At 37.9% G+C, this 21,957-nt stretch carries 20 protein-coding genes, 1 pseudogene and 1 riboswitch; of the genes and pseudogenes, 4 read left to right on the top strand and 17 right to left on the bottom strand.

The genetic code is table 11. From position 1 onward, the window contains the following. Positions 1 to 143: 143 nt before the first annotated feature. Together V179_RS29535 and V179_RS0102405 are read left to right on the top strand one after the other, a co-directional pair. Positions 144 to 345 (top strand): annotated as a pseudogene (locus V179_RS29535) (DUF2975 domain-containing protein); the annotation flags it as partial. A 359-nt stretch (positions 346 to 704) separates the two neighbouring features. Then, the gene (locus tag V179_RS0102405; RefSeq protein WP_028390107.1) at positions 705 to 1,037 is read left to right on the top strand and encodes a YmaF family protein; all 333 of its coding nucleotides are present in this window, start codon (positions 705 to 707) and stop codon (positions 1,035 to 1,037) included. A gap of 513 nt (positions 1,038 to 1,550) precedes the next feature. Here V179_RS0102405 and V179_RS0102400 read toward each other — a convergent pair. Then, positions 1,551 to 3,011: a protein adenylyltransferase SelO gene (locus V179_RS0102400; RefSeq protein ID WP_028390106.1), complete on the bottom strand. Its 1,461-nt coding sequence runs from the start codon at positions 3,009 to 3,011 to the stop codon at positions 1,551 to 1,553. 693 nt (positions 3,012 to 3,704) lie between these two features. Between V179_RS0102400 and V179_RS0102395 the strand changes: the two genes are divergently transcribed. Then, complete coding sequence (locus V179_RS0102395) at positions 3,705 to 3,998, top strand: RNA polymerase alpha subunit C-terminal domain-containing protein (RefSeq protein ID WP_028390105.1); 294 nt, start codon at positions 3,705 to 3,707, stop codon at positions 3,996 to 3,998. 246 nt (positions 3,999 to 4,244) lie between these two features. Here V179_RS0102395 and V179_RS0102390 read toward each other — a convergent pair whose 3' ends face one another. From V179_RS0102390 to V179_RS0102380, 3 genes are read right to left on the bottom strand one after another with little or no spacing between them, the layout of a single operon-like run. Continuing rightward, positions 4,245 to 4,967, bottom strand: a complete 723-nt coding sequence (locus tag V179_RS0102390) for an amino acid ABC transporter ATP-binding protein (protein WP_028390104.1) — start codon at positions 4,965 to 4,967, stop codon at positions 4,245 to 4,247. Then, positions 4,964 to 5,647: an amino acid ABC transporter permease gene (locus tag V179_RS0102385; protein ID WP_028390103.1), complete on the bottom strand. Its 684-nt coding sequence runs from the start codon at positions 5,645 to 5,647 to the stop codon at positions 4,964 to 4,966. Before V179_RS0102385 ends, V179_RS0102390 begins: the two co-directional genes overlap by 4 nt. 45 nt (positions 5,648 to 5,692) lie before the next feature. Beyond that, positions 5,693 to 6,490, bottom strand: a complete 798-nt coding sequence (locus V179_RS0102380; protein ID WP_028390102.1) for an ABC transporter substrate-binding protein — start codon at positions 6,488 to 6,490, stop codon at positions 5,693 to 5,695. Between the two features lie 117 nt (positions 6,491 to 6,607). Next, positions 6,608 to 6,791, bottom strand: a riboswitch (Lysine riboswitch). Positions 6,792 to 6,972: 181 nt separating this feature from the next. On the opposite strand from V179_RS0102380, the gene V179_RS0102375 reads away from it, so the two are divergent. Beyond that, entirely contained in the window at positions 6,973 to 8,622 is a 1,650-nt protein-coding gene (locus V179_RS0102375) for a M20/M25/M40 family metallo-hydrolase (protein ID WP_028390101.1), read from the top strand. 197 nt (positions 8,623 to 8,819) lie between these two features. On the opposite strand, the gene V179_RS0102370 is transcribed toward V179_RS0102375, so the two are convergent. From V179_RS0102370 to V179_RS0102310, 13 genes are all read right to left on the bottom strand, one after another. Next, complete coding sequence (locus V179_RS0102370) at positions 8,820 to 9,635, bottom strand: formate/nitrite transporter family protein (protein ID WP_028390100.1); 816 nt, start codon at positions 9,633 to 9,635, stop codon at positions 8,820 to 8,822. 301 nt (positions 9,636 to 9,936) lie between these two features. Continuing rightward, positions 9,937 to 11,145, bottom strand: a complete 1,209-nt coding sequence (locus tag V179_RS26900; protein ID WP_034300233.1) for an NAD(P)-dependent malic enzyme — start codon at positions 11,143 to 11,145, stop codon at positions 9,937 to 9,939. Between the two features lie 245 nt (positions 11,146 to 11,390). Beyond that, a complete protein-coding gene (locus V179_RS26895) occupies positions 11,391 to 12,785 on the bottom strand; it encodes a purine-cytosine permease family protein (protein WP_051404799.1) in 1,395 nt (464 codons plus the stop codon). Between the two features lie 129 nt (positions 12,786 to 12,914). Beyond that, entirely contained in the window at positions 12,915 to 13,586 is a 672-nt protein-coding gene (locus V179_RS0102355; RefSeq protein ID WP_034300231.1) for a cysteine hydrolase family protein, read from the bottom strand. 299 nt (positions 13,587 to 13,885) lie between these two features. Further along, entirely contained in the window at positions 13,886 to 14,143 is a 258-nt protein-coding gene (locus V179_RS0102350; protein ID WP_028390098.1) for a YciI family protein, read from the bottom strand. Between the two features lie 13 nt (positions 14,144 to 14,156). Next, positions 14,157 to 15,599, bottom strand: a complete 1,443-nt coding sequence (locus tag V179_RS0102345) for an aldehyde dehydrogenase family protein (protein ID WP_028390097.1) — start codon at positions 15,597 to 15,599, stop codon at positions 14,157 to 14,159. Positions 15,600 to 15,642: 43 nt separating this feature from the next. Further along, positions 15,643 to 15,942, bottom strand: a complete 300-nt coding sequence (locus V179_RS26890) for a hypothetical protein (RefSeq protein WP_034300229.1) — start codon at positions 15,940 to 15,942, stop codon at positions 15,643 to 15,645. Between the two features lie 125 nt (positions 15,943 to 16,067). Continuing rightward, positions 16,068 to 16,628: an NADPH-dependent FMN reductase gene (locus V179_RS0102335; RefSeq protein WP_028390096.1), complete on the bottom strand. Its 561-nt coding sequence runs from the start codon at positions 16,626 to 16,628 to the stop codon at positions 16,068 to 16,070. A gap of 58 nt (positions 16,629 to 16,686) precedes the next feature. Beyond that, on the bottom strand, positions 16,687 to 18,171 hold the full coding sequence (locus V179_RS0102330) for an aldehyde dehydrogenase (RefSeq protein WP_028390095.1): 1,485 nt from the start codon (positions 18,169 to 18,171) through the stop codon (positions 16,687 to 16,689). A 20-nt stretch (positions 18,172 to 18,191) separates the two neighbouring features. Further along, the gene (locus tag V179_RS0102325) at positions 18,192 to 18,989 is read right to left on the bottom strand and encodes an alpha/beta fold hydrolase (RefSeq protein ID WP_028390094.1); all 798 of its coding nucleotides are present in this window, start codon (positions 18,987 to 18,989) and stop codon (positions 18,192 to 18,194) included. Beyond that, on the bottom strand, positions 18,989 to 19,567 hold the full coding sequence (locus V179_RS0102320; protein WP_028390093.1) for an amino acid synthesis family protein: 579 nt from the start codon (positions 19,565 to 19,567) through the stop codon (positions 18,989 to 18,991). Before V179_RS0102320 ends, V179_RS0102325 begins: the two co-directional genes overlap by 1 nt. Beyond that, on the bottom strand, positions 19,568 to 20,713 hold the full coding sequence (locus V179_RS0102315; RefSeq protein ID WP_028390092.1) for an LLM class flavin-dependent oxidoreductase: 1,146 nt from the start codon (positions 20,711 to 20,713) through the stop codon (positions 19,568 to 19,570). A gap of 16 nt (positions 20,714 to 20,729) precedes the next feature. Continuing rightward, positions 20,730 to 21,398, bottom strand: coding sequence for a GntR family transcriptional regulator (locus tag V179_RS0102310; protein WP_235178925.1), 669 nt, complete (start codon positions 21,396 to 21,398; stop codon positions 20,730 to 20,732). Positions 21,399 to 21,957: the final 559 nt, after the last annotated feature.

The following is a 21,957-nucleotide window of genomic DNA, read 5'->3' as shown; positions in this document are numbered from 1 at the left end:
CCGTTCCATTGCTTATCTTTTCTCCGTGCAGGCTGGAAATTTATATTTAATTTGTCTATCCAGAGTAAAGTTTATACCTCTCTATACAAAACTCCTATAGCGTTAAAACGCCTAATCACAATGGTGGCGGTGTGGAGCCAGAATCAGTGGTACCGTTTTTCGTTGCATTATATCAGGCATTTAAACTTTTAGGCTCCATTGACTGAATTGTCTGTTAAATATTTAGAGGATATCAAATTCTGTGCACTGACAATTAGTGGTTTATATGTGGTAATTATGCCATTTGTTTATCTCGTAGCGGAGCTAGACGATGCCCCAGATCTCATCATAATCGGTATGGCCCCAAGCCTAAACTAGTATACCGATTTCTCTAAGTGCCAGATTAAAAGCTGATTCCAGCCCTAATTATGCATTTTAATTTTTCTAGTAATCTCATGGAAAGCACATATCTCCACTAATTTTTAGGAATGTCATCAACAAAACGGCAATACATTAAAACAAGGCAGAAAAATAAGAGTTAGTTCAAATGTGTTAGATTTTGCAGTGCCATTTATCTTCTTTTTACTTACCATGTATTACTTGAAAAAAGGTATTTCCTTTACATCATTAAAGGATCGGAAGAAAGATTGAACCCTAAGAAAATGAGTGAAAGTGACAAATTAATATCCTATATATTGAAAAATTGATAGTTAGGAGGGCTTAGGATGGTTAGTAAGGATGATTTTGTTCAGGGGTTTGTGCCGAACCATAATCATGGGTCCGTTGATTATACATCTGTCAGTGATGGCCATGTTCATCAATGTTTAGATGTTACTTCACCTCCTATTAAAATTGAGAATGATAACCATGTTCATTACACTGAAGGTTATGTGGTCTTTGAAGATGGGCATACTCATCATTACCAGGCATATTCGGGTCCTGCTATTCCTGTAGGAAATGGAATGCATGTTCATTATTATGATTTTTACACAACAGAAAACAACGGACATCGTCATCATGTAAAGGGTGTGGACCAGCCCGCTCCAGGAAATAAATAAAGAGGCGTTCAATTTGTTCCAATAATCTTACTTAATAATTAAAGTTTACCTGTCTAATAACATGCTTAAGCAGGGGTATTCATATTTTTATGCTTCGAGCTATTCTAACTCGAAGTTTCCTATTTGCTTCTCTTTTTTCTAGGGTGACTTTTGTTTAGAATGCTGTTTAAACCTTCCCGAAAATCTAAACCCAAAACAATCAGAATTTATATTCATGATACTTACCACAGCCTGTTTTAGATGTCGAGAACCTTACTTTAAAAAGAACAACTATAATTTTTGTAATCAACGGTGATAAAGTGAAACTTCAAGCAGTGGGATTTTCTATGATTAGAGAACTTTATAAACTATTAAAGCTATCTCTGAAAACAGGGTTTGATGTAAAAACCAAATTCTATCTCACCTTGCATTTCGATCACCTTTAAATCACATTGAAGAAAAATAATGCTACCTTTTAAAAGAGGTAGCATTATCTTGAAAATCCGTCAATGGTTTGATAAAAATGCTTATATATCAAGTACCGCAAAAGGTTTGGTAAGGAGTTGCTGACACCGGAAGTGTGGAGTATTCAGCCTGTTCGGTGGAGTGTGCGTAAGGGTTTGACAGAACATCCAAAAGCCGCTCCATCACACTATAATCTCCTTGCACAGCCGCTTCTAATGCTTCTTCTACCCGATGATTTCGTGGGATTATAGCAGGATTGCTGTTTCGCATCAACTGATTTACGGAGTCCTTCGATTCCTGTTGTCTACTTAATCTTGCCTGCCACATTTCATACCATTGAGTGAATTCCGGAGAGCCAAATAGGACTGTATCTTCCTGTTTATCAAATGTTAATGCCGAAAAGGTATTCGTATAATCCGCATGATGCTTCTGCATCAGAATGAGGAGGCTATTGATCAAGGCTTCATCTTCTGTCTCTTCGTTAAACATCCCTAATTTCGCTCTCATTCCCGCGAGCCATTTTCCCTGATACAACTCCATAAAATTAGCAATCTCAGCCTGGGCTAGTTTGAGAGCCTGCTCCTGATCATCATGCAATAGAGGCAATAGGGATTCAGCAAATCGGGCAAGATTCCACCCGGCCATATACGGTTGATTACCATAGGCATAGCGGCCTTGCATGTCAATCGAACTGAATACCGTAGCTGGGTCGTAGGTATCCATGAAGGCACAAGGACCATAATCGATTGTTTCTCCACTAATGGTCATGTTGTCAGTGTTCATCACTCCATGGATAAAGCCAGCTAGTTGCCATTTGGCAATAAGCTCAGCCTGAGACTTGATCACTTCTTGCAGTAAGGATAGATAGCGGTCCTCATCAGCTTCAATGTCTGGATAATGACGCTTTATTGTGTAGTCAGCCAGAATCCTTAGTTCTTCAACTGTTCCCCATTGTGCAACGTATTGAAAGGTACCGACACGCAGATGACTGGCAGCCACACGAGTCATAATTGCACCAGGTAGCTCGGTTTCACGGAATACTGACTCACCAGTTGTCACCACTGCTAAACTACGGGTCGTAGGAATACCTAATGCATGCATAGCTTCACTGATAATGTATTCACGTAGCATCGGTCCAAGTGCCGCGCGACCATCCCCTCCGCGGGAGTATGGTGTTCTCCCTGGACCCTTAAGCTGAATATCCATCCTCTCACCTTGAGGCAGAATCTGCTCGCCTAACAGCACCGCTCTGCCGTCCCCCAACATGTTAAAATGACCGAATTGATGCCCAGCGTAAGCTTGAGCAAGAGGCTTGGCACCTTCAGGTATCTGGTTTCCAGCAAGCACTGCTACACCCTCTTCGCTTTGTAGCGCCTGAATGTTTAACCCCAGAGATGTTGCCAACTGATTATTAAGAACAATCAATTTCGGTGAGCGCACAGGAGTTGGGTTGATGCTAGAAAAAAATGATTTCGGCAGACGGGCATAACTATTGTCTAAGTTCCACCCTATTTCTTTACTCGTTGTCATAGTTTCTCCTTTTCTTCTTTTGACTTTTGTACATTCCAAAACACACTACATTCCTTTTTTAATGTCTACTTCTGCCAATTTATTATACCGTTTCCACAGGGAGTTAGCGCCTTTTAAGTAAAGTTGATTGCCTATTACTGTTCTAGCTTTGACATCTTGATATTCAAGTTGTTACATTAGTAATTAATGATGGTATTCGTTCGACCATAAAAGGAGAGTAGGATATTTGTTTTTGTGAAAGGCTGTTTTCACATACTTTGTTGCTTTTCAATCATTTTTACACTAATAACCCGGGTTGATTTCCGTTGTAGAGGCGGTCTCAGAAGCCTCCTCAGTGCTTTGCACTTGCGGGGTCTCCCTCAACACGCTTTTCCCGCAGGAGTCTCGCATCTGTAACGAAGATCAACATCTGTTCGAATTGGTTTCTTGCTAAAAACAACAATCTTTACGAAAAGAGCCTTGTGAAAATAAGAGTGGGATTGTCGAGATAAGATATCCATGGAAGTAATGTAAGCAGGAAAATGGCAAGTTTGAAGAGTATTTCTTTAGAAGAACAAACATGAGTATCTAAAACCCAACTAACACGATGAAAAAGGTTCAGGTTCTCAAATGACATCACTTAATTAAGGTAGAGGTGCAGATCCGATTTTGCGAAGCCCCGGCCCTTTTCCATAAAAAAGGAGACATTTTAAAATGACAACATCAGAAAAAAATGCGAGGACTTGCAACAATGGACATACCTATTATAAAAGCAGCGATTGTCCAACCTGTCCGACTTGTGAACAAGAACGGAGACCCACTAATGGATTTCTTTCATTGCTCTCGGCACCAGCAAGACGAGCATTAGAAAACAATGGGATAACTTCTTTACAGGATCTATCTAAATATAGTGAAAAAGAGATTTTGCAATTTCATGGTATGGGACCGGCTTCTTTACCTAAACTTAGAAATGCTTTGAAGGAAAATGGGTTGTCATTCAGAAACTAATAGCAAGAAAGAGAATGCTTTGATTTTTTCTTCGAGTAATGAATGAGCTTTAAGTTAATGGGGGAAACAATAATTCAAACGCTCAGAGCGATCATTCTCTAAGCGTTTTTGTTTGTGAATAGATATGCGACCTTCACTGTAACGAAAGTGTTATTCGATATTTTTTAAGTTTTTCTCAGAGGTGCCTTTGATCTTCTTAAGAGAAAGAAAACCAAAACAGTTCCTTCATTATCATTCTTGATAAATCTATAATAGCTGGTTTAAAAACCTTTGTGTACGCTCATGTTTAGGATTTGTAAAAATATCATCAGGATGTCCTTCTTCTATAATATTTCCGTCGGCAAGCATGACGACACGATCAGCAACTTCTCTTGCAAACCCCATTTCATGTGTCACAATGACCATCGTCATTCCTTCACGAGCTAACTCCTTCATCACTTGAAGAACTTCTCCAACAAGTTCAGGATCCAAAGCTGAGGTTGGTTCATCAAAAAGCATCACTTTAGGTTCCATTGCTAATGCTCTCGCTATTGCCACACGCTGCTTTTGTCCTCCAGATAATTGATCAGGATAAAAATGAGCTTTATCTTGTAATCCTACTTTTTTCAGGAGAATCCTCGCTTTTTCCCTCGCCTCTTCTTTGTTTTCTCCTCTTACAAAGATAGGGGCTTCGATAATATTTTCTAAAACAGTTTTATGAGGGAATAAATTGAAATGTTGAAACACCATACCCACTTTTTCTCTTACTTTATTCAAGTTCGTTTTCTGTGGGATAACTTTTTCTGAATCAATGCTAATCTCACCGTTCTCAGCTACTTCCAAAAAGTTTAAACAGCGAAGCAATGTACTTTTACCCGATCCGCTAGCACCGATTAGTACGACAACTTCTTGTTCTTTTATTTTCAAGTCAATACTCTTTAATACGTTAAGAGGACCAAAAGATTTTGAAAGATTAGTAATCTCTATCACGCAATACGAACCTCCTTCGGTTTACTTACATCCATTTTTTTCTCTAAACGATTTGTAAACCATGTAAAAATAAGGACGATTACTAAATAATAGAGGCCTACTACAAAATAAGTTTCAAACGGCATATAGTTTTCGCCTTGTACACTAAGAGCTGTATTGTACAAGTCAATAACAGATATGTAAGCAACAAGGGATGAATCCTTTAAGCTAATTATGAACTGATTGGCAAGTGGCGGAATGGACCTTTTGAAAGCCTGCGGAAAAATAATTCTTCTCATCGACAGTGAATAGGACATTCCTAACGATCTGGCTGCCTCCATTTGACCGCGATCAATGGACTGCACTGCCCCTCTAAAGATTTCCGAAATATAGGCACCTGTATGTATGCCTAATGCTAATGCTCCAGCCGTAAAACTATCCAAAGTTACAATACTAGCTATTCCGTAATAAAGAAACATGATCTGAACAATCAACGGTGTTCCCCGAATGATTCCAACATAAATATCAGAAATTCTATTTAAGAATTTAATGGACGAAATTTTAAACCCTGCAAAGACGATGCCAATAATTGTTCCAAAGAATAGCGAAACACCGGTGATTGATATTGTAATCCATGTAGCCTTTAAAAAAGCAATTCCATGTTCATTCAGGATGCCAATAATATTATGCAAAAAATCCATGATTTCTCAATCAGCCTCCTTAGAAAAAAAGTGTATTGCCAGACTTTACTTTTCCAAAATATTTCTATTAAACCATTTCATACTAATTTCTTCATACGTTCCATCGTCGACCATTGATTGAATCGCTTCGTTAATTTTTTCTTTAAGCTCAGTGTTTCCTTCATTAACTGCAACACTTACTCGATCCTCATTTAGCAATTCGCCAACTGGTTTAATTTTTAACCCTTTTTCCTTTTGAGCATTTAAGCCAACAATTTTATCTGTTATCACAGCGTCAAGACGACCTAACTCCAAATCTTGAAGAGCATTTGTATCAACTGGATATCCCTTTACCTTATCAGATAGTTCATCCGCCAGATCCTTCCATGTACTTGCTTGAATAACACCAATTGTTTTCCCTTTTAGATCATCCTTCGATTGAATCGTGCTACCTTCAGCTACAAAAATTTGAGCCCCAGATAAATAGTACGGCTCTGTAAAGTCAACCTGCTTATCACGCTCTGGTGTAGCTGTCATACTCCCAATGATGGCATCGTATTTTTTCGCTTTTAAACCTTGAATAATCGTTTCCCATGGATTGGTTACAGGATTCGCTTCCAGTCCCATTCTTTTGGCAATTTCCGTTCCAATTTCTACATCAAACCCAGTTAATTTTCCATCTTTTTTAAAATTTAATGGTGGATATATCCCCGTCATGGAAAAGGTTAAGTTCCCCTCTTTAACTAGCCCCATCTCCGTATTTTCAGCCTTCCCCGTCTTTTCTGTTCCACTTTCCTGTTTGCTTCCGCATGCTGACAAAAGAATTAGCATGGATGCCGCTATGAGAATCATCATTTTTTTCATTTAATAGTACCCCCTTTTTTAAAATAGACACTGCTAAATCAATCAAAGTCCATCAACAAAATGAAAACGCTGTCTTCAGGATATGACAGCGCTTGCACACCCTCATTCATAAGCATTAGTAAAGATAGTTCTCCACAATTTTTTCATATTGTGACAGTGCTGTCCCTATTCGAGTGCAGCCCCAGCAATTCTGAACACAGTGATTTCAGAAGCTTCGGCAATTTATCCTTTTTCCTATTTTCATAGATTTCACAGAATCTCCAATAGGATACTAATATAAATAGCGACCTCTACCTCATCTAAAACTCTAAAAGATGAGGGATAAATATTTGTTTTATTCAGATAATTTATATTATATATAACGACGTCGTATAAAACAACAAAAAGTTGGAAAAATCGAAGTATTTCGATAATACTTGACGTTTATTTATCCAGTGTTATACATTTTTACAATAACACTCTAGTAAAAAGGAGACAAACCTATGTTGACATGCAGAGAGGAAGTATTAGCTTTTACAAAACAACTTGTTCAGATTGAAAGTATTGTAAATACAAATGGCGAAAAAGCGATTGCCCAATCATTATTTAAATGGGTCTCTTCTTTTCCATATTTTTCTCTTAATCCTTCTCAAATTCATTTGGAACAAACCATTGATGATGAACATGAAAGGTATAATGTACTAGCCTTTGTAAAAGGGACAAAAGGAAGTAGTAACAGAACTGTTATTCTAATGGGACATATGGATACCGTTGGCATTGATGATTTTAATCAACTCAAGCAACAAGCGTGTAACCCAGATGAACTAATGAACACTCTAAAAAATGAGAACCTTCCTGCTGCAGCTAAAAATCATTTAGACTCAGGTGATTGGTTATTCGGACGTGGTGTCCTTGATATGAAAAGCGGAGTAGCAAGTAATCTATACCTCTTAAAATACTATTCAGAGCATCCTGAACAATTAGATGGAAACATGATCTTCCTTGCAGAATGTGACGAGGAGGATAGCTCGCACGGCATACTTTCAGCGTTAAAAACTTTAAATAGCTGGAAAGAAGAACATGGATTTCATTATACGGCAGCGATAAATGCAGATTTTGTTTCAGCTCGATATGAGGGCGACGAAAACCGTTATATTTATAAAGGGACAGTCGGAAAGCTTTTGCCATCCTTCTTTATTACCGGTGCAGAAACCCATGTAGGCTCCTGCTTCGAGGGACTGGATCCTAACTTTATTGCTGCTGAGCTGACAAAGCAAATTAATTATAATCCTGAACTTTGTAACGAAGCTTACGGTGAAACAACCGTTCCGCCGGTTTCATTAAAACAAATGGACTTAAAACCGTCTTATACTGTTCAAACTGCATTATCTGCCTATGTCTATTATAATTTTTTTATCCATTCATGGTCACCTAAAGAGGTCCTTTCAAAGCTGAAGGAACAAGCAATGATTGCCTTTAGCAATTCCCTTTCTTTATTTGAAGAAAGATTTAAGCAATACTGTGCGATAAGCAAAGAGCCCTATATGCCGATTCATTGGCAACCAAGAGTTTTTACTTACGAGGAAATCGAGCAATTATTGATTCAGGAGAATGGCGAAAAATTTGTGACACATATGAATGCGTTCAAAAAAAATCTATTATCAAACACTGAACTAGATAATCGTATGTTTGCCGCTAGAGTGGTTGAAGAAGCTTGGAAATGGATGAAAGATAAAGATCCTGCAATCATCTTATTTTACTCCTCTCTATATTCTCCTAGGGTTGAATTGACAGGGAAAACTGATGATGAACAATTATTAATTGATGCATTAGACCAAGCTGTGGAGATGGTACAACCTAAATATCCATACCCAATTGTAACGAGAAACTTCTTCCCATACATTTCTGATATGAGTTTTGTTGCTCTAAGTGATGATGAAGAAGGAATTAATGCCGTTTCTAAAAATAACCCTTGTTGGGGTACAAAACACTACGTGAATTATCAAGACATACGCAAATTAAATGTACCTGTAATTAATATAGGACCATATGGGGTAGATGCGCATAAAAAACTGGAGAGAATGGAAATGACATATTCTCTTGAAATCGTTCCCAACTTAACAAATTATGTTATTCAAAATCTACTAAAGTAACTTACGTAGAAGAGGGTACCAAAAGTAAAGGGTCAGATCCCGCAACATCTAAAAGATAAGTGTATGAAACACTACGTACTATTTTAGAGAGTGCGAGAATAGACCCTCTTGACGTACCCCCTTCTTATATTTTTAACCTCATATGTCATCAACGATTTTTTTATGATTTGAAATTATTTAGGTGTATCACAATAAAATTACCCAATTTTTCTCCTGTCTTCTTCAACAGAACGTCCTTCCATTTTAACATCACCTTTTTTATATACGAGAAAATATAAGAAACTTACAAAGATTGCTCCGCCAACAGCATTTCCTAAAAATACTGGAATCATATTCAATAATAGTTCAACCCATGATAGATTTCCTGAAAAGATAGCAGCTGAGATAATAAACATGTTAGCAACCACGTGTTGAAATCCTATTAAAACAAAAGTCGTGATTGGGATCCAAATCGCTAAAATTTTTCCAAAGAAATCCTTCGCTCCATAACATAACCATACTGCCATAGCTACAAGCCAGTTACACCCTATTCCTGAAACAAAAGCGACCCAAAATGGATCTTTCACTTTCGCTTGCGCAGTTGAGACGGTCTTTTCTAAAAAGGCTCCCTCTGTTAGACCGACAAAATGCCCAAAAAAATAGGCAACAAACAATGCGCCCAACAGATTAAATAATGCAATTAGGAACCAATTACGTATTAACTGAAATAATGTAACTTTTTTTGCAAAGTAAGCGATACTCAATGTCATCATGTTTCCAGTAATCAATTCTCCTCCCCCTAATAAGATCAATACTAATCCGACTGGGAAAACAGCTGCTCCTATAAAAGTGACTAAACTTCCCCATTCATGAGGCATGGTTCCAGTTACTCGAATATAGGCAAGAAATCCAAATGCAATAAAAGCTCCGCCTAAAAAACCTAAAACTGCAAGAGATACATTAGATAGATTTACCTTTTCAAGACCTTTTTGAATAGATATGTCCGCAATTTCTTTTGGACTATAGTAGTTCATTATTTTCTCCTCACTTTTAACTTCTAATTTAGATTTCTACTTTTCTAGCCGTTCACAACGCATTTGGAAACTCTGTGATTCTACAAGTATGACACGTTCCATTAGAACGTCAAATGAAAAAATATATAACAGGATTTTAGATTATTATTTATCCAATCTGCTGGTTGATAAAAATAAGTTGTTGAGAAAAATTATCTCAACAACCTATAGCTTACGCTTTTCGTAGTATAATTTGGTTAATAAAATATAGTTTTATTTCTTCTAGATTTATTAATAATCTATTTTTCTTGCGCTAAGGATATTAGACACCTTTAGTTTCTGCTACATCTCTAATTTTTTGTGCAACACCCGTTTCTATTGCAGCCTTCGCTACAGCTTCTGCTACACAAGCAGCTACTCTAGGGTCGAATGGATTTGGAATGACATAATCAGCATGAAGCTCTTCATCAGTTATTAATTCTGCAATTGCGTAAACAGCTGCCAGTTTCATTTCTTCATTTATTTCTTTCGCTCGTACGTCCAAAGCCCCTCGAAAGATACCAGGGAATGCAAGTACGTTATTGACCTGATTTGGAAAATCTGAACGACCTGTCCCTATTACCAAAGCTCCCGCTTCCTTCGCCTCTTCCGGCATAATTTCTGGCATTGGATTTGCCATTGCAAAAATAATCGGGTCACGATTCATGGAACGAACCATGTCTTTCGTAACAGCCCCTGCTGCAGACACACCTACAAACACATCTGCTCCCACAAGAGCATCTCCCAATGTCCCAACTATTTGTTCTTTATTAGTGATATAGGCCATTTCCTCCTTAAATGGATTCATTCCAACTAGGCGTCCTTCATAAATGATGCCTTTTGTATCACATAAAATGACGTCTTTTACGCCCATATGGAGAAGCAATTTAACAATGGCCACCCCAGCAGCACCGGAACCGTTTACTACAACACGAATCTCTCCTATTCTTTTGTCAACTAGTTTCAGAGCATTTAGTAATCCCGAAGCGGTTACAATAGCCGTTCCATGCTGGTCATCATGGAAAATTGGAATATTACATACTTTTCGTAGCCGCTCTTCAATTTCAAAGCATTTAGGGGCAGCAATATCTTCTAAATTCACTCCTCCAAAAGTAGGCTCCAATAATTTAACAGCTTCAACAATCTTGTCTGCATCTGTTGTATCTAAACATATCGGAAATGCATCAACATCTGCGAAAGTTTTAAATAATAATGCTTTTCCCTCCATAACAGGCATGGCCGCTTTCGGTCCGATATTACCTAGACCAAGTACAGCTGTACCGTCGGAAATAACGGCAACAAGATTCCCTTTCATCGTATAATCATACGCTTTACTTTCATCAGCATGAATTTCGCGGCAAGGCTCTGCAACTCCCGGAGAATAAGCAAGACTTAGATCCCTCGCATTTTGTACTTGGACTTTCGAATGTACACCTAGCTTACCTTGCTTTTCTTTATGCATATTTAATGACTCTTCACGTAAAGTTGACATATTTTCCCCTTTTGTTTGAATTTTCAGAATTTTAATCGGATAAAGGAAGAAGTTTAAAAAAAATCCTCTCACTTGGTAAAACGGTCTATATCTAATAAATTGAATCAATATTTATTTGCTAGTTCATTTGTTGTTAATTTAACCATTCACGTATTTTGAATTTTGTTTCGTACTAAAAGGGAAGGCTAACTCATCTGCAAAATAGAGGCTTCCAAATCAGCCTTTCACTTTAGAAAAAAACGGAATTATAATTTTTCTACCTTTTTAACATCTAACTGATGGAATTCAGATCCAGTAATCGTGTTTCTAATCTTCCGTTTCATTGGGAAATAATATAAAATGGCGGGCAAAAATAATCCTGCAGCCCAAGCTAAGTCTGCCCCATTAAGTGCTTTTGCAACTGGTCCTACATAAAAGGAAGCATTAATAAAAGGAATCTCAGCAATGATTGAAACTACGAATGCAAAGGAAGCAATCCAATTGACCTTGCCATACTGTCCATTAAGGTCAAAAATATCTTTAACACTATATTCGCCTCGGCGCAATAGATAATAATCGACCAAGTTAATTGAAGTCCACGGTATCAAAAAATAACTCATAAAAAAGATAAAATTTAAGAAAAACTCGAGAAAATTTCCTTGTCCCACAATACATAAAATTGTTGCAAGGAATGTAATGCCTAGCAAGAAGCCCATCCGTACTTTTGGTGTAACTTTGAATTTAATAAACGGTTCAATAGTCGTAACCGATGACATAAATGCTCCATAAAGATTAAAAACATTAATAGCAAGTTGTCCAAAAACAATCAAAACATACATAAGGATTGCAAAGCTACCATATAGCGATGCTAAATTACCACCAGTATTATCCATGAAATTAGGAATCGCTATTGTCAATACCGCTCCTAATACCATCATCCAGACAGCTCCAATCACGGTCCCAGAATAACTATACCAAAACGTTTTTGCAGGTGGTGTATCTTCTGGAAGATACCTTGAGTAATCTGCAACATATGGAGCATAAGATAGCTGCCAAGTAACAGCAATACTAACCGAAAGAAAAAACGCTGACACGTCAATATTAGTAGGTAACCATTGTTCTTGTGGTACTGGCAACTGAAAAACAATATAGGTCATAATCAAAAAAATAAGCAACGATGCGGCCGAGAACCATTTTTGGACTTTGTGAATTAAATCATATCCATAAAGTGCAACTACAAAACAAATAGCACCGATTATGACTATATTCCAAGTTTGGTTAATTGGAAGTATATCACCTATGGTTTGAGCTGCAAGCAGTGTATTACTGGCGAAAAAGCCTAAATAAATAAACATGACAAGGAATAAAGGTATAATTGCGCCGATGACCCCAAACTGAGCTCTACTTTGAATCATCTGTGGTATTCCCAGCTTAGGACCCTGTACAGAATGGGATGCCATAAAAATGGCACCAATGAGCGAACCAATTACGATCGCAACAACACTCCAGAACAAATTAAGTCCTAACATTATTGGCAACGAGCCTGAAACAAGTGTAGTGATATTCATATTGGCGCCAAACCAGATTGGAAATAAATCTTTTGCCTTTCCGTGCCGCTCATTAGCTGGAATGTATTCTATACTTCGAGTTTCAACTTTCATAAAACTCCTCCTTGTAATCGTTTTCATCTTCTTATAAAAGCTAATCCATAAAGAGTGGGCAAGAAACTTAAGTTCACCTTAGCTGAACTTAAAACCATATTATTTCTCATTATGGAAAATAGCTATTTATCAAAGTTTTTCTAATGATAACTTTGAATAGATTTCTTTAAGATTATTAGGAGAAAATTGAAGTTGATCTGGACATGTTGCCTCCCAGCCATGGTGTTCTTCTCCTATAAGCCTCTTTACTATATGAGTAGTATCGTATACTTTAAGATCATAGATCCAATTGGCCATCATTAATGTTGCTGCCATATGTGCTCCTGTCGTTGTCGTACCGCAAATATCCTTAACAAGATTTACTTGGTAATCACGATAATAAGCATCTAACACTGTAGCCAATACACAACAATCTGTGAGAACTCCTCCAATTATTAAATGTTTAACATCTAAACTTTTAAGCATCAAATCTAGGCTTGATTCATAGAAACCGCTGTATCGGTATTTATCCACAATGATATCATTTTCCTGAGGCTTTATTTCATCGATAATCTCAATCGTATCCGTGCCAGAATGATAATAGATAGGTTCCCCATTTTCATTTACTGGTTCTTTATTTGCCAGGCCAATAGCATCTGCTCTGCTAATATGGCGAGTGTAAATGATTGGAATCCCATGATTGCGGCATATACTCACAAGAGTTTTAGCGTTTTTAACAATATCATTCATTCCAACAACATTTGATGTGCCACTTTCTTTTTGAAGATCAATCAATAGAAGAGCTGTTTTTTTCATATCCATTACCACTCACTCCTAAATACCTTTTACTCTTTTACTTCAGCCTTTTGTTTTTCGCTACATATCAATTATGGAGTTTCTGAATTTAATACCAACAATAGAATAAATTACCATGTACCATGCCAGTTACCAGATAAATAAATTTGGATTCTGGATCCAAAGTACAGGTTTTCTATTTTATTAAGCAATCTTCTTATTAACTTAATTCCCCACCGTTAATAAGGGTTAACGCTTCCCTAATTGGCCAATCAGAAAAGCGTTGTCACGATACACGCACTCTTTGTCATATCTTCATCATTCTTTCAGACGACTAGCCACTCTTTAAGCTCAAGTCGACGTGCGCCCTCGACGATATGCGGATCATCTTCCGCTAGTGATAGAGCCTCCTCAATCGAATCGGCAATATACACTACAAGTCCACCTGAACCGTCCAAGAATGGTCCTCTTGCAAAAATTTTCCCTTTTTTATCAAGATCGTCTAAATATTCGATATGACGTGGACGCACTTCAGTATTTTTTTTGGGATCTATCATGTGTAACATCGCTGCATAGTAAGGCATACTTCTTCACTCCTTAATTCCGGTTCCAAACAATTAGCTTCATTTCTGTCATTTCTTCAACTGCATATTTCAATCCTTCACGGCCTGTACCGCTTTCCTTCACTCCACCGTAAGGCATATTATCAACACGGAATGTCGGAACATCGTTGATCATCACTCCACCAACTTGTAAATTTTCTGCTGCATCTAGCGCTGTATGGACATTGTCCGTATAAATTCCTGCTTGCAGGCCATATTTAGAGTCATTGACCAAATTAATTGCTTCTTCCACCGTTTGGATCTTGTTGATTAGAACGATTGGAGCAAACACTTCTTGGCACGACACTTTTAAGTGCGAGTCAGCATCTAATATGACGGTCGGATGAAGAATATTGCCTTCCCTAAACCCGCCTGTTGCAATATTAGCTCCACTTTGTTTCGCCTCCTCAATCCAATTAAGAGTTCTATCAACATCATTTTGGGAAATCAAAGCGGAAACATCCGTTTCCGGATTAAGTGGATCACCTACTTTTAATAATTTAGTTGCTTCGATAAATTTTTCAACAAAACGATCATAAACCTCTTCATGAGCATATATCCTTTGCAATGAGATACATACTTGTCCCTGGTTCGAAAATGCTCCCATTACACATCGAGAGATAATCTTATCAATGTCTACTCCTTTATCAATAATAACAGCTGCATTGGATCCTAATTCTAATGTCACACGTTTTAACCCTGCTTTATTGCTGATACCAATTCCAACAGCTGGGCTACCTGTAAAGGTAATCATATTTACTCTAGAATCGGTGACCAACTTGTCGCCCACCACTCTGCCTCCACCCGTAACCACATTTAATGCTCCTTTAGGCAATCCTGCTTCCTGCAATAGTTCGGCCAAGAACAACGAGGAAAGCGGTGTTTGGCTAGCTGGCTTTAGAACAATTGTATTTCCTGCTGCAATGGCTGGACCTACTTTGTGAGCAACCAAGTTCATAGGGAAATTGAAAGGTGTAATAGCTCCGATTACTCCAATTGGTTCACGTACCGTGTAGGCAAGTCTGTTTTCGCCGCCTCGTGCCGCATCCATTGAAAGTGTTTCGCCGTGAATTCGTTTTGCTTCTTCAGCTGCAAACTTGTAGGTTTCAATGGTTCGATCCACTTCACCCTTAGCTGTGTTAATTGGCTTGGCTGATTCCATCGATATAATTTGAGCAGCTTCCTCTGCACGTTTTTCAAGAAGTTGAGCCAATGTTTCCAACACTTTTGCACGTTGATGAGCTGGCATTTTGGCCATGATTTTCGTAGCGTTTTGCGCTGCTTCGATAGCTTGGTCAGTTTCTTCTTCTGTAGCCATTGGGATTTCAGCTAAGACTTCTCCAGAGTATGGAGAACGAAGTGGACTATATTCTTTTGCATCCATCCATGACCCATTAATAAGTAATTGTTTTTTTATTACATTGTTTATCGTTGTCATGCTCGTTGGTCACCCTTCCCTCTTTGTATTTCTCACCTACAGATTAGAGGCAATTTTTAAAACTCGGCGATTCTATTCTTTGAAAATAATATTCTTCTAATTTTATGATTAATCCACCTTGACCAAATTTACAGCGGTTATTTTCCAATTTAGAATTTCCCTTAATAAATTCAAGAAAAAATAATATACGATTACGTCTTTCTAAAACGTTTCGAATGCCTTGCTTGTAAAACCAAGCATCTATTGTATTAAAAACACCTCTATTAACTCCGTAGTTTTCATTACAAACATTAATAAACGATAAATCTGTTAAGTGTATGGTCTCTTCTACATCTAATAGCAATTTATTCACTCCTTGCTATCTAGCACTGTATTTAGAAATTTTCTTATGTCAAAACATGTTGTTTTCATGAAGATAAACAGTTTCTTATTTCATCCTTATATCATTTGTCAATAAAGGTCTCTCGATCAAATGACTTGTGTCACTTGATTCGTGTTTTTTAATGCTTTTTGCATAAAAACGACTTCTTCACTTAGCAAAGATACACGTTCTAATACATTCTCATCAACTAGTTCGTTTTGCGGACTGAAATGATCATTATGTGCATAAACAGAACTTGGTGCAACGAATGCACGGAAATAACCTGCAATTGGCTTTAGCTGATTCTCAATCACTAAATAATGTTGGTACGTTCCGCCAGTAGCAATAAAGCCCATCACTTTATTTCGAAAAATCGCAGGAGGTACTAAATCAAACAAGTTTTTCAGAGCTCCTGTTAGTGATCCTTGAAATATCGGTGTTCCAATTATGTAAAAATCCGCTGATGCTACGATATCAATTACTTCTTTAGTGTCCCCTGTATATGTTGATGGATCACGACCATCACAAAACTGAACATCATACTTTTTCAAATCAAGCAATTCGATTTCGATATCAGGATGATTTTTCTTTACTTCTTCCAATGCCTTTTCAATCACAACTTTTGTTTTTGAACCAGTTATTGTTCCTGAAATCCCCAGTAACTTCATTACATTTTCCCTCCTATTAATAGCCCTTACTTATAAAGTGATTTTTACCTATTAATATTTACCTCATGATGAACGGATCAGGAATGGGTTCAGAGGATGTATTGATCCAAACCACTTTGTCTTGCATATATTCATGAATGGCTTCATATCCGCCTTCTCTGCCATAGCCACTTAAACCAGAACCGCCAATTGCCGCTATCGGTGATATACTACGATATGTATTCACCCATACGATCCCTGCACGGATCGCTTTTGCCACCCGATGAGCTTTTGCAATATCACTTACCCAAATCCCAGCTGCTAATCCGTAATCTGTACTATTGGCTAATTGAATAACTTCAGCTTCATCTTTAAAAGGAATAACACTTAAGACAGGACCAAAAATCTCTTCTTTGGTAATACGTGACTTGTTATCAGTGTGTTCGAAGATAGTAGGTTCAAAGTACCAACCTTTTTCTAATTGCTTAGGCCTTTTTCCACCGTGAACAAGTTTGCCCCCTTCATCCAACCCGATAGACACATATTTCTCAACACGCTCCAATTGTGCTTGCGTTGCCAATGGCCCCATTTCAGTTTCATTTTGAAATGGATCACCAATTTTAATTTGCGACACACGATCAACGAGTTTTTGCATGACTTTATCGTAAATATCTACATGTAAAAATGCACGAGAACCAGCAACACAACTTTGTCCTGAGGCACCAAAGATTCCTGCTATAATTCCCATCGCTGCATTATCTGGGTTGGCATCCTCAAATACGATATTAGGTGATTTTCCTCCGAGTTCAAGTGATACCTGTGCAAAGTTTTGTGCCGAATTTCTGACAATATGACGAGCAGATTCCGATCCACCAGTAAAGGCAATGCGCCTTACAAGAGGATGTGAAGTAAGCGAGTCCCCGACAGGCATTCCAAAGCCCGTAACTACATTTACGACCCCAGGCGGAAATCCAGCTTTCTCTACTAGTTTTACTAATTCTAAGAGAGATGCCGAGGTCATTTCAGAAGGCTTAATAACGATTGTATTCCCTGCAATAAGAGCGGGCGCTAATTTCAATGTTGTTAAATAAAGAGGAGAGTTCCAAGGTGTAATAGCTGCTACTACTCCAAGCGGTTCTTTTGATGTAAAAGCAAACATATCATTTTTATCAATTGGTAAGGTTCTTCCATGAATTTTATCTGCAAGGCCTGCATAGTAATAGAAAAATTCAGGCAGATACTTTACTTGACCACGCATTTCACGAATTAATTTTCCGTTATCAAGTGTTTCAACTTCCGCAAGCTCTTCAGCATGTTCAGCAATCAGCTCTCCAAGCTTTCTAACAAGACGCCCTCGTTCTGTGAATGTCATATTCACCCACCCTGAATGCAAGAAAGCATTATGAGCAGATTGAACAGCACGATCAACATCTTCAGCGTTCCCTTTTGCGACTTGGCACCATGCTTCACCGGTTGCAGGGTTATAGCTATCGAAATATTCACCACTAGCTGATTCTACCCATTCTCCATTTATATACATTTGATATTTTTTGAGCTCTGTCATTTTCGCTCCCCCTTATACCGCTAATCCTTTTGCTTATCTATAAACATTCGGATCGTATCATTTACAAATTGGGCCCCTTCGATCGGTAACATATGTTTCATATTCGGTACAATCACCATTTCTGACTGGGCAATTTGTTCGTGCATCTGTCTTGCCATTTCTGGATTAGATCCAATATCATCCTCACCTGTAATAATTAAGGTTGGAAGCTCGATTTGCTGAAGCTGCGGCCATAGTTCTTCATCTGCAGTTGCAAAAAGTGTATAAGCTGCTAAATATGATAAAGGTTCATTTGTTTGGAGCCTTGTCCGAATCCTATCAACTGTTTCTTTCTGGGTATTTAAGAAATCATGATTAAACCAACGTTGAATGGCTGGTTCAATTGAGACAGTTGGTCCTTGTACCTTCACTTCTCCAACTCTTGCTAATATGGCTTTTCGCTGTTCTTTCGTACGATTAGCAACGGCACTCATGATTGTTAACGTTTTCATTTTTTTCTTATACTTCAATGCGAATGCTTGAGCGACCATACCACCCATTGAGAAGCCTATAATATGGCTTTTCTCCACCTGTAAGTAATCCATAAGTGCTGCTAATTGCTCGACATACTGTGCTAGGGAATAAGGACCCGGAGGATGCTCAGATCCTCCGTGCCCAACCATGTCATATACGATAACACGGAAATGTTTCGACAAGTCTTCAACTTGCTTTTCCCACATAGTATGATCTAGGCCAACACCATGAATTAGAATGAGCGATTCACCAATTCCTTTTTCTTCATAATGAATCGAATCTTTTCCATGTAATGCTATTGGCATTAAACCAGCCCCATTTCAATCATGTCTTGATGGCGGTTGCCTGTTCTAGGATGTGGACGTCCTCCTGTAGAAATCCCGATTGCGACAACAATCTCATCCGCTCTTGGTGCATCAGGAATAGCTGCTTCAAAAGTTACAAAGTGAGAACGCTCAGACTCGTCAGTTTTATGTACCATTGGAATCATTACAGCGGAGCCTGCACCGCCTCGCTTATTCGTAAAACTTAAAATACTCGTTCCTTTCACAGCATCACGGAATTTATTGCCGAATTTTAATGTATGGATAAATGCTGAAGCATGTTCAATTTCCCCATCCACTCCTACAACTGCTGCCTTGCCAAATGCTTCTACTTCATCAGGTGAACCAATATGCTTAAATAACTCAGCAACTAATAGTTCGCCTATTTCCGGTGCATATTCATCAATTTCCGGCTTTAAGTTTTCAACATATCCTCTATCAATCCAAGGATTTTTGATGACTGCCATCGTTGTTATCATCTTGATCGGATTATCTACTTTCTTACCACCTTCAATACGTGTTTCTTCAACGGCTGTATACACTTTGCGAATTTCCAACATTTACATAACCCCCAGTTTAGTTTTTGTGAATTTTGGCATAACTTCTTCAGTGAACAATTTCAAACTTTTCATCATTTTTTCATGCGGTAAACCATTGTGGTTCACCCAAAGTAGTAAAGTTTCTAAATTGAGTTCTTCCTGTAACTCTTGAATTTTTTCTGCTACATAGTCTGGTGTACCAAATAATAAATTCCTTGGATGCAAGAAATCATAATTCAACTCTTGTCCATCTTTTACTTTTTCCCCTGGATCCATGAGATTGCTAAGTCCTCTCCAATGACAAATCCAGCGATAGTTGTTTAATACTGCTTCTGCAGCATCTTGACGAGCCTGTTCCATTGTTTCAGCAACATACACATCGCGAACCAAAGCGATGTCTTGACCAAGCGGTACATCATAGCCTCTAGCTTTGGAAGCCCTTTCACGATATAGTTCAAAACGCCCTTTCAATTCTTTAACAGTCGGCATCCAAAACATGCCTTTAATATTATTCTCTGCCGCCCATTCAATTGAACGAGGAGAATCTATTACTTGCCACAAAGGCAGTGATTCCTGATATGGTCTAGGCATAAGCGAGATTTTATTAATTTCACCTTTTTCCATGTCCATAAAATCCGGTGTTGCTGGGCTCATTGGATGACTCCATTTCAATCCTTTAGGAGGAAATTGATAAATGTCGCCTTCATGTGAAAAGAAACGATTCGACCAAGCTTTCTGTAAAATCTCTAACGTTTCTTCAAACAGTGCCCGGTTTTGCTCTTGGTTTTTTGGATCAGCCAATGAGTTTAGATTAGCCGCTTCTCTTCCGTATAATCCTCGAGCTAAACCAACTTCTACACGGCCCTTGCTCAGTTGGTCAAGCATGGCAATATCTTCTGCCAAACGAAGCGGGTGCCAGAAAGTTGCAACATTGGCAGCTTGTCCAATTCGAATTCGCTTTGTACGAGCTGCAATATCAGCCCCCATTAAAATTGGGTTAGATATTAATTCATTGCCTTCATGACCAAAGTGGTGCTCGGTGTACCAAATTGAATCATACCCATTTTCATCACAGTAAATAGCTTGTTCACGGGCTTCATCTAGAACCTTGTAATACTCATCGTGTCGTCCTGGTCCAGCAAGGTTGGCGAAGATTCCAAATTTCATAAATCATATACCCCCATTAATTTATATTTGTTGTCCCTAATTTTTTTGCAATATCAGTTTTAAGTTTAGCTCCACTTGCTCTAACATGCTCTCGCATGGATTTCTCAGCTTCTTCACAGTTACCGTTTTCTATGGCTGCTAAGATTAACTGATGTTCTTTAAGCGATTGTTTAAGGCGTATCGGATCTTCAATAGTTACAAAAACATACCGGTTATAAGGTATTTGATTGAGTAACAAATTTAGCATAGTAGTTAATTTAGAGTTGTCGGCCCCTTCTAGAATGACAGTATGAAAAGTATTATTCGCTTCCACATACTGTTTATTATCTGAAATTTGTATAGCCTTCTCCATGTCAGCAACTGCTGCTTTTAGTTTATTAATTTCTTCGGAATTCCCTCTTTCCGCTAGCAGACCTGCTGCAAGCCCTTCCAAAACTTCTTTTAAAGCAAATAATTCATTTAGTTCCTTTTCAGTAGGCTTTGTTACACATGTTCCTACTCTGGGAATAATTTCAACTAACCCTTCTCTTTCTAATTGTTTTAATGCTTCTCTAATTGGCGTTCTACTTACTTTGTAATACTCGGATAAAACAGCTTCTGATAACTTTTGACCTGGCTCATATTCACCAGTAACAATAGCTTCACGAATTGCGTTAGAAACTTGAGCAGTAATGCCTAATGTCAATATAGCTGTGATGAAAAACGCCTCCTCTTAAGTATGTACCATGTACCATACAAGGTTGGTTGATAAGGTAAGTATAGATTATTCAAAATTGCACGTCAATTAAAATTTTAGAAAATTTATTTTTTTATTAATCTTCCATTCTTTAATAAAATCATTTAGTACAGATTAGTATTCACTACGAATTTGTTTTAACTAAAACATCATTGCCCCTACCAAGCTTCCCTTGATTTTCTTCCTTTCACGACAATGAACATTAAGTAATTTTATATTTATTATTAGAATACATTGCGCGGTTATCAAATGTAATCTATCGAACTACATCACGATCTCTATAAGATTATGATTCTCTAACTAGCTTAGAATAAGTAATTGGCTTTGTGGATGGCCAACTCCCATTTAATTTTCCTTCAAAATTCATAGACACCTCAAGTTGTTAATAGGAATGTAAAGATAAGGATCACTGGGCTTTAGCTCGTTATTTTTTCCAACTCTCTACAGTAATATCGACTCGGTAATTTTAAGTAAAAGGAATTTTCATTTTATTTAAAGATAAGACCTT

Source organism: Bacillus cihuensis (genome assembly GCF_000504145.1).
Classification (GTDB): Bacteria; Bacillota; Bacilli; order Bacillales; family DSM-1321; genus Peribacillus; species Peribacillus huizhouensis.
Note: the sequence above shows the minus strand (reverse complement) of the source record. Positions and strands in the feature narration are given on the sequence as shown.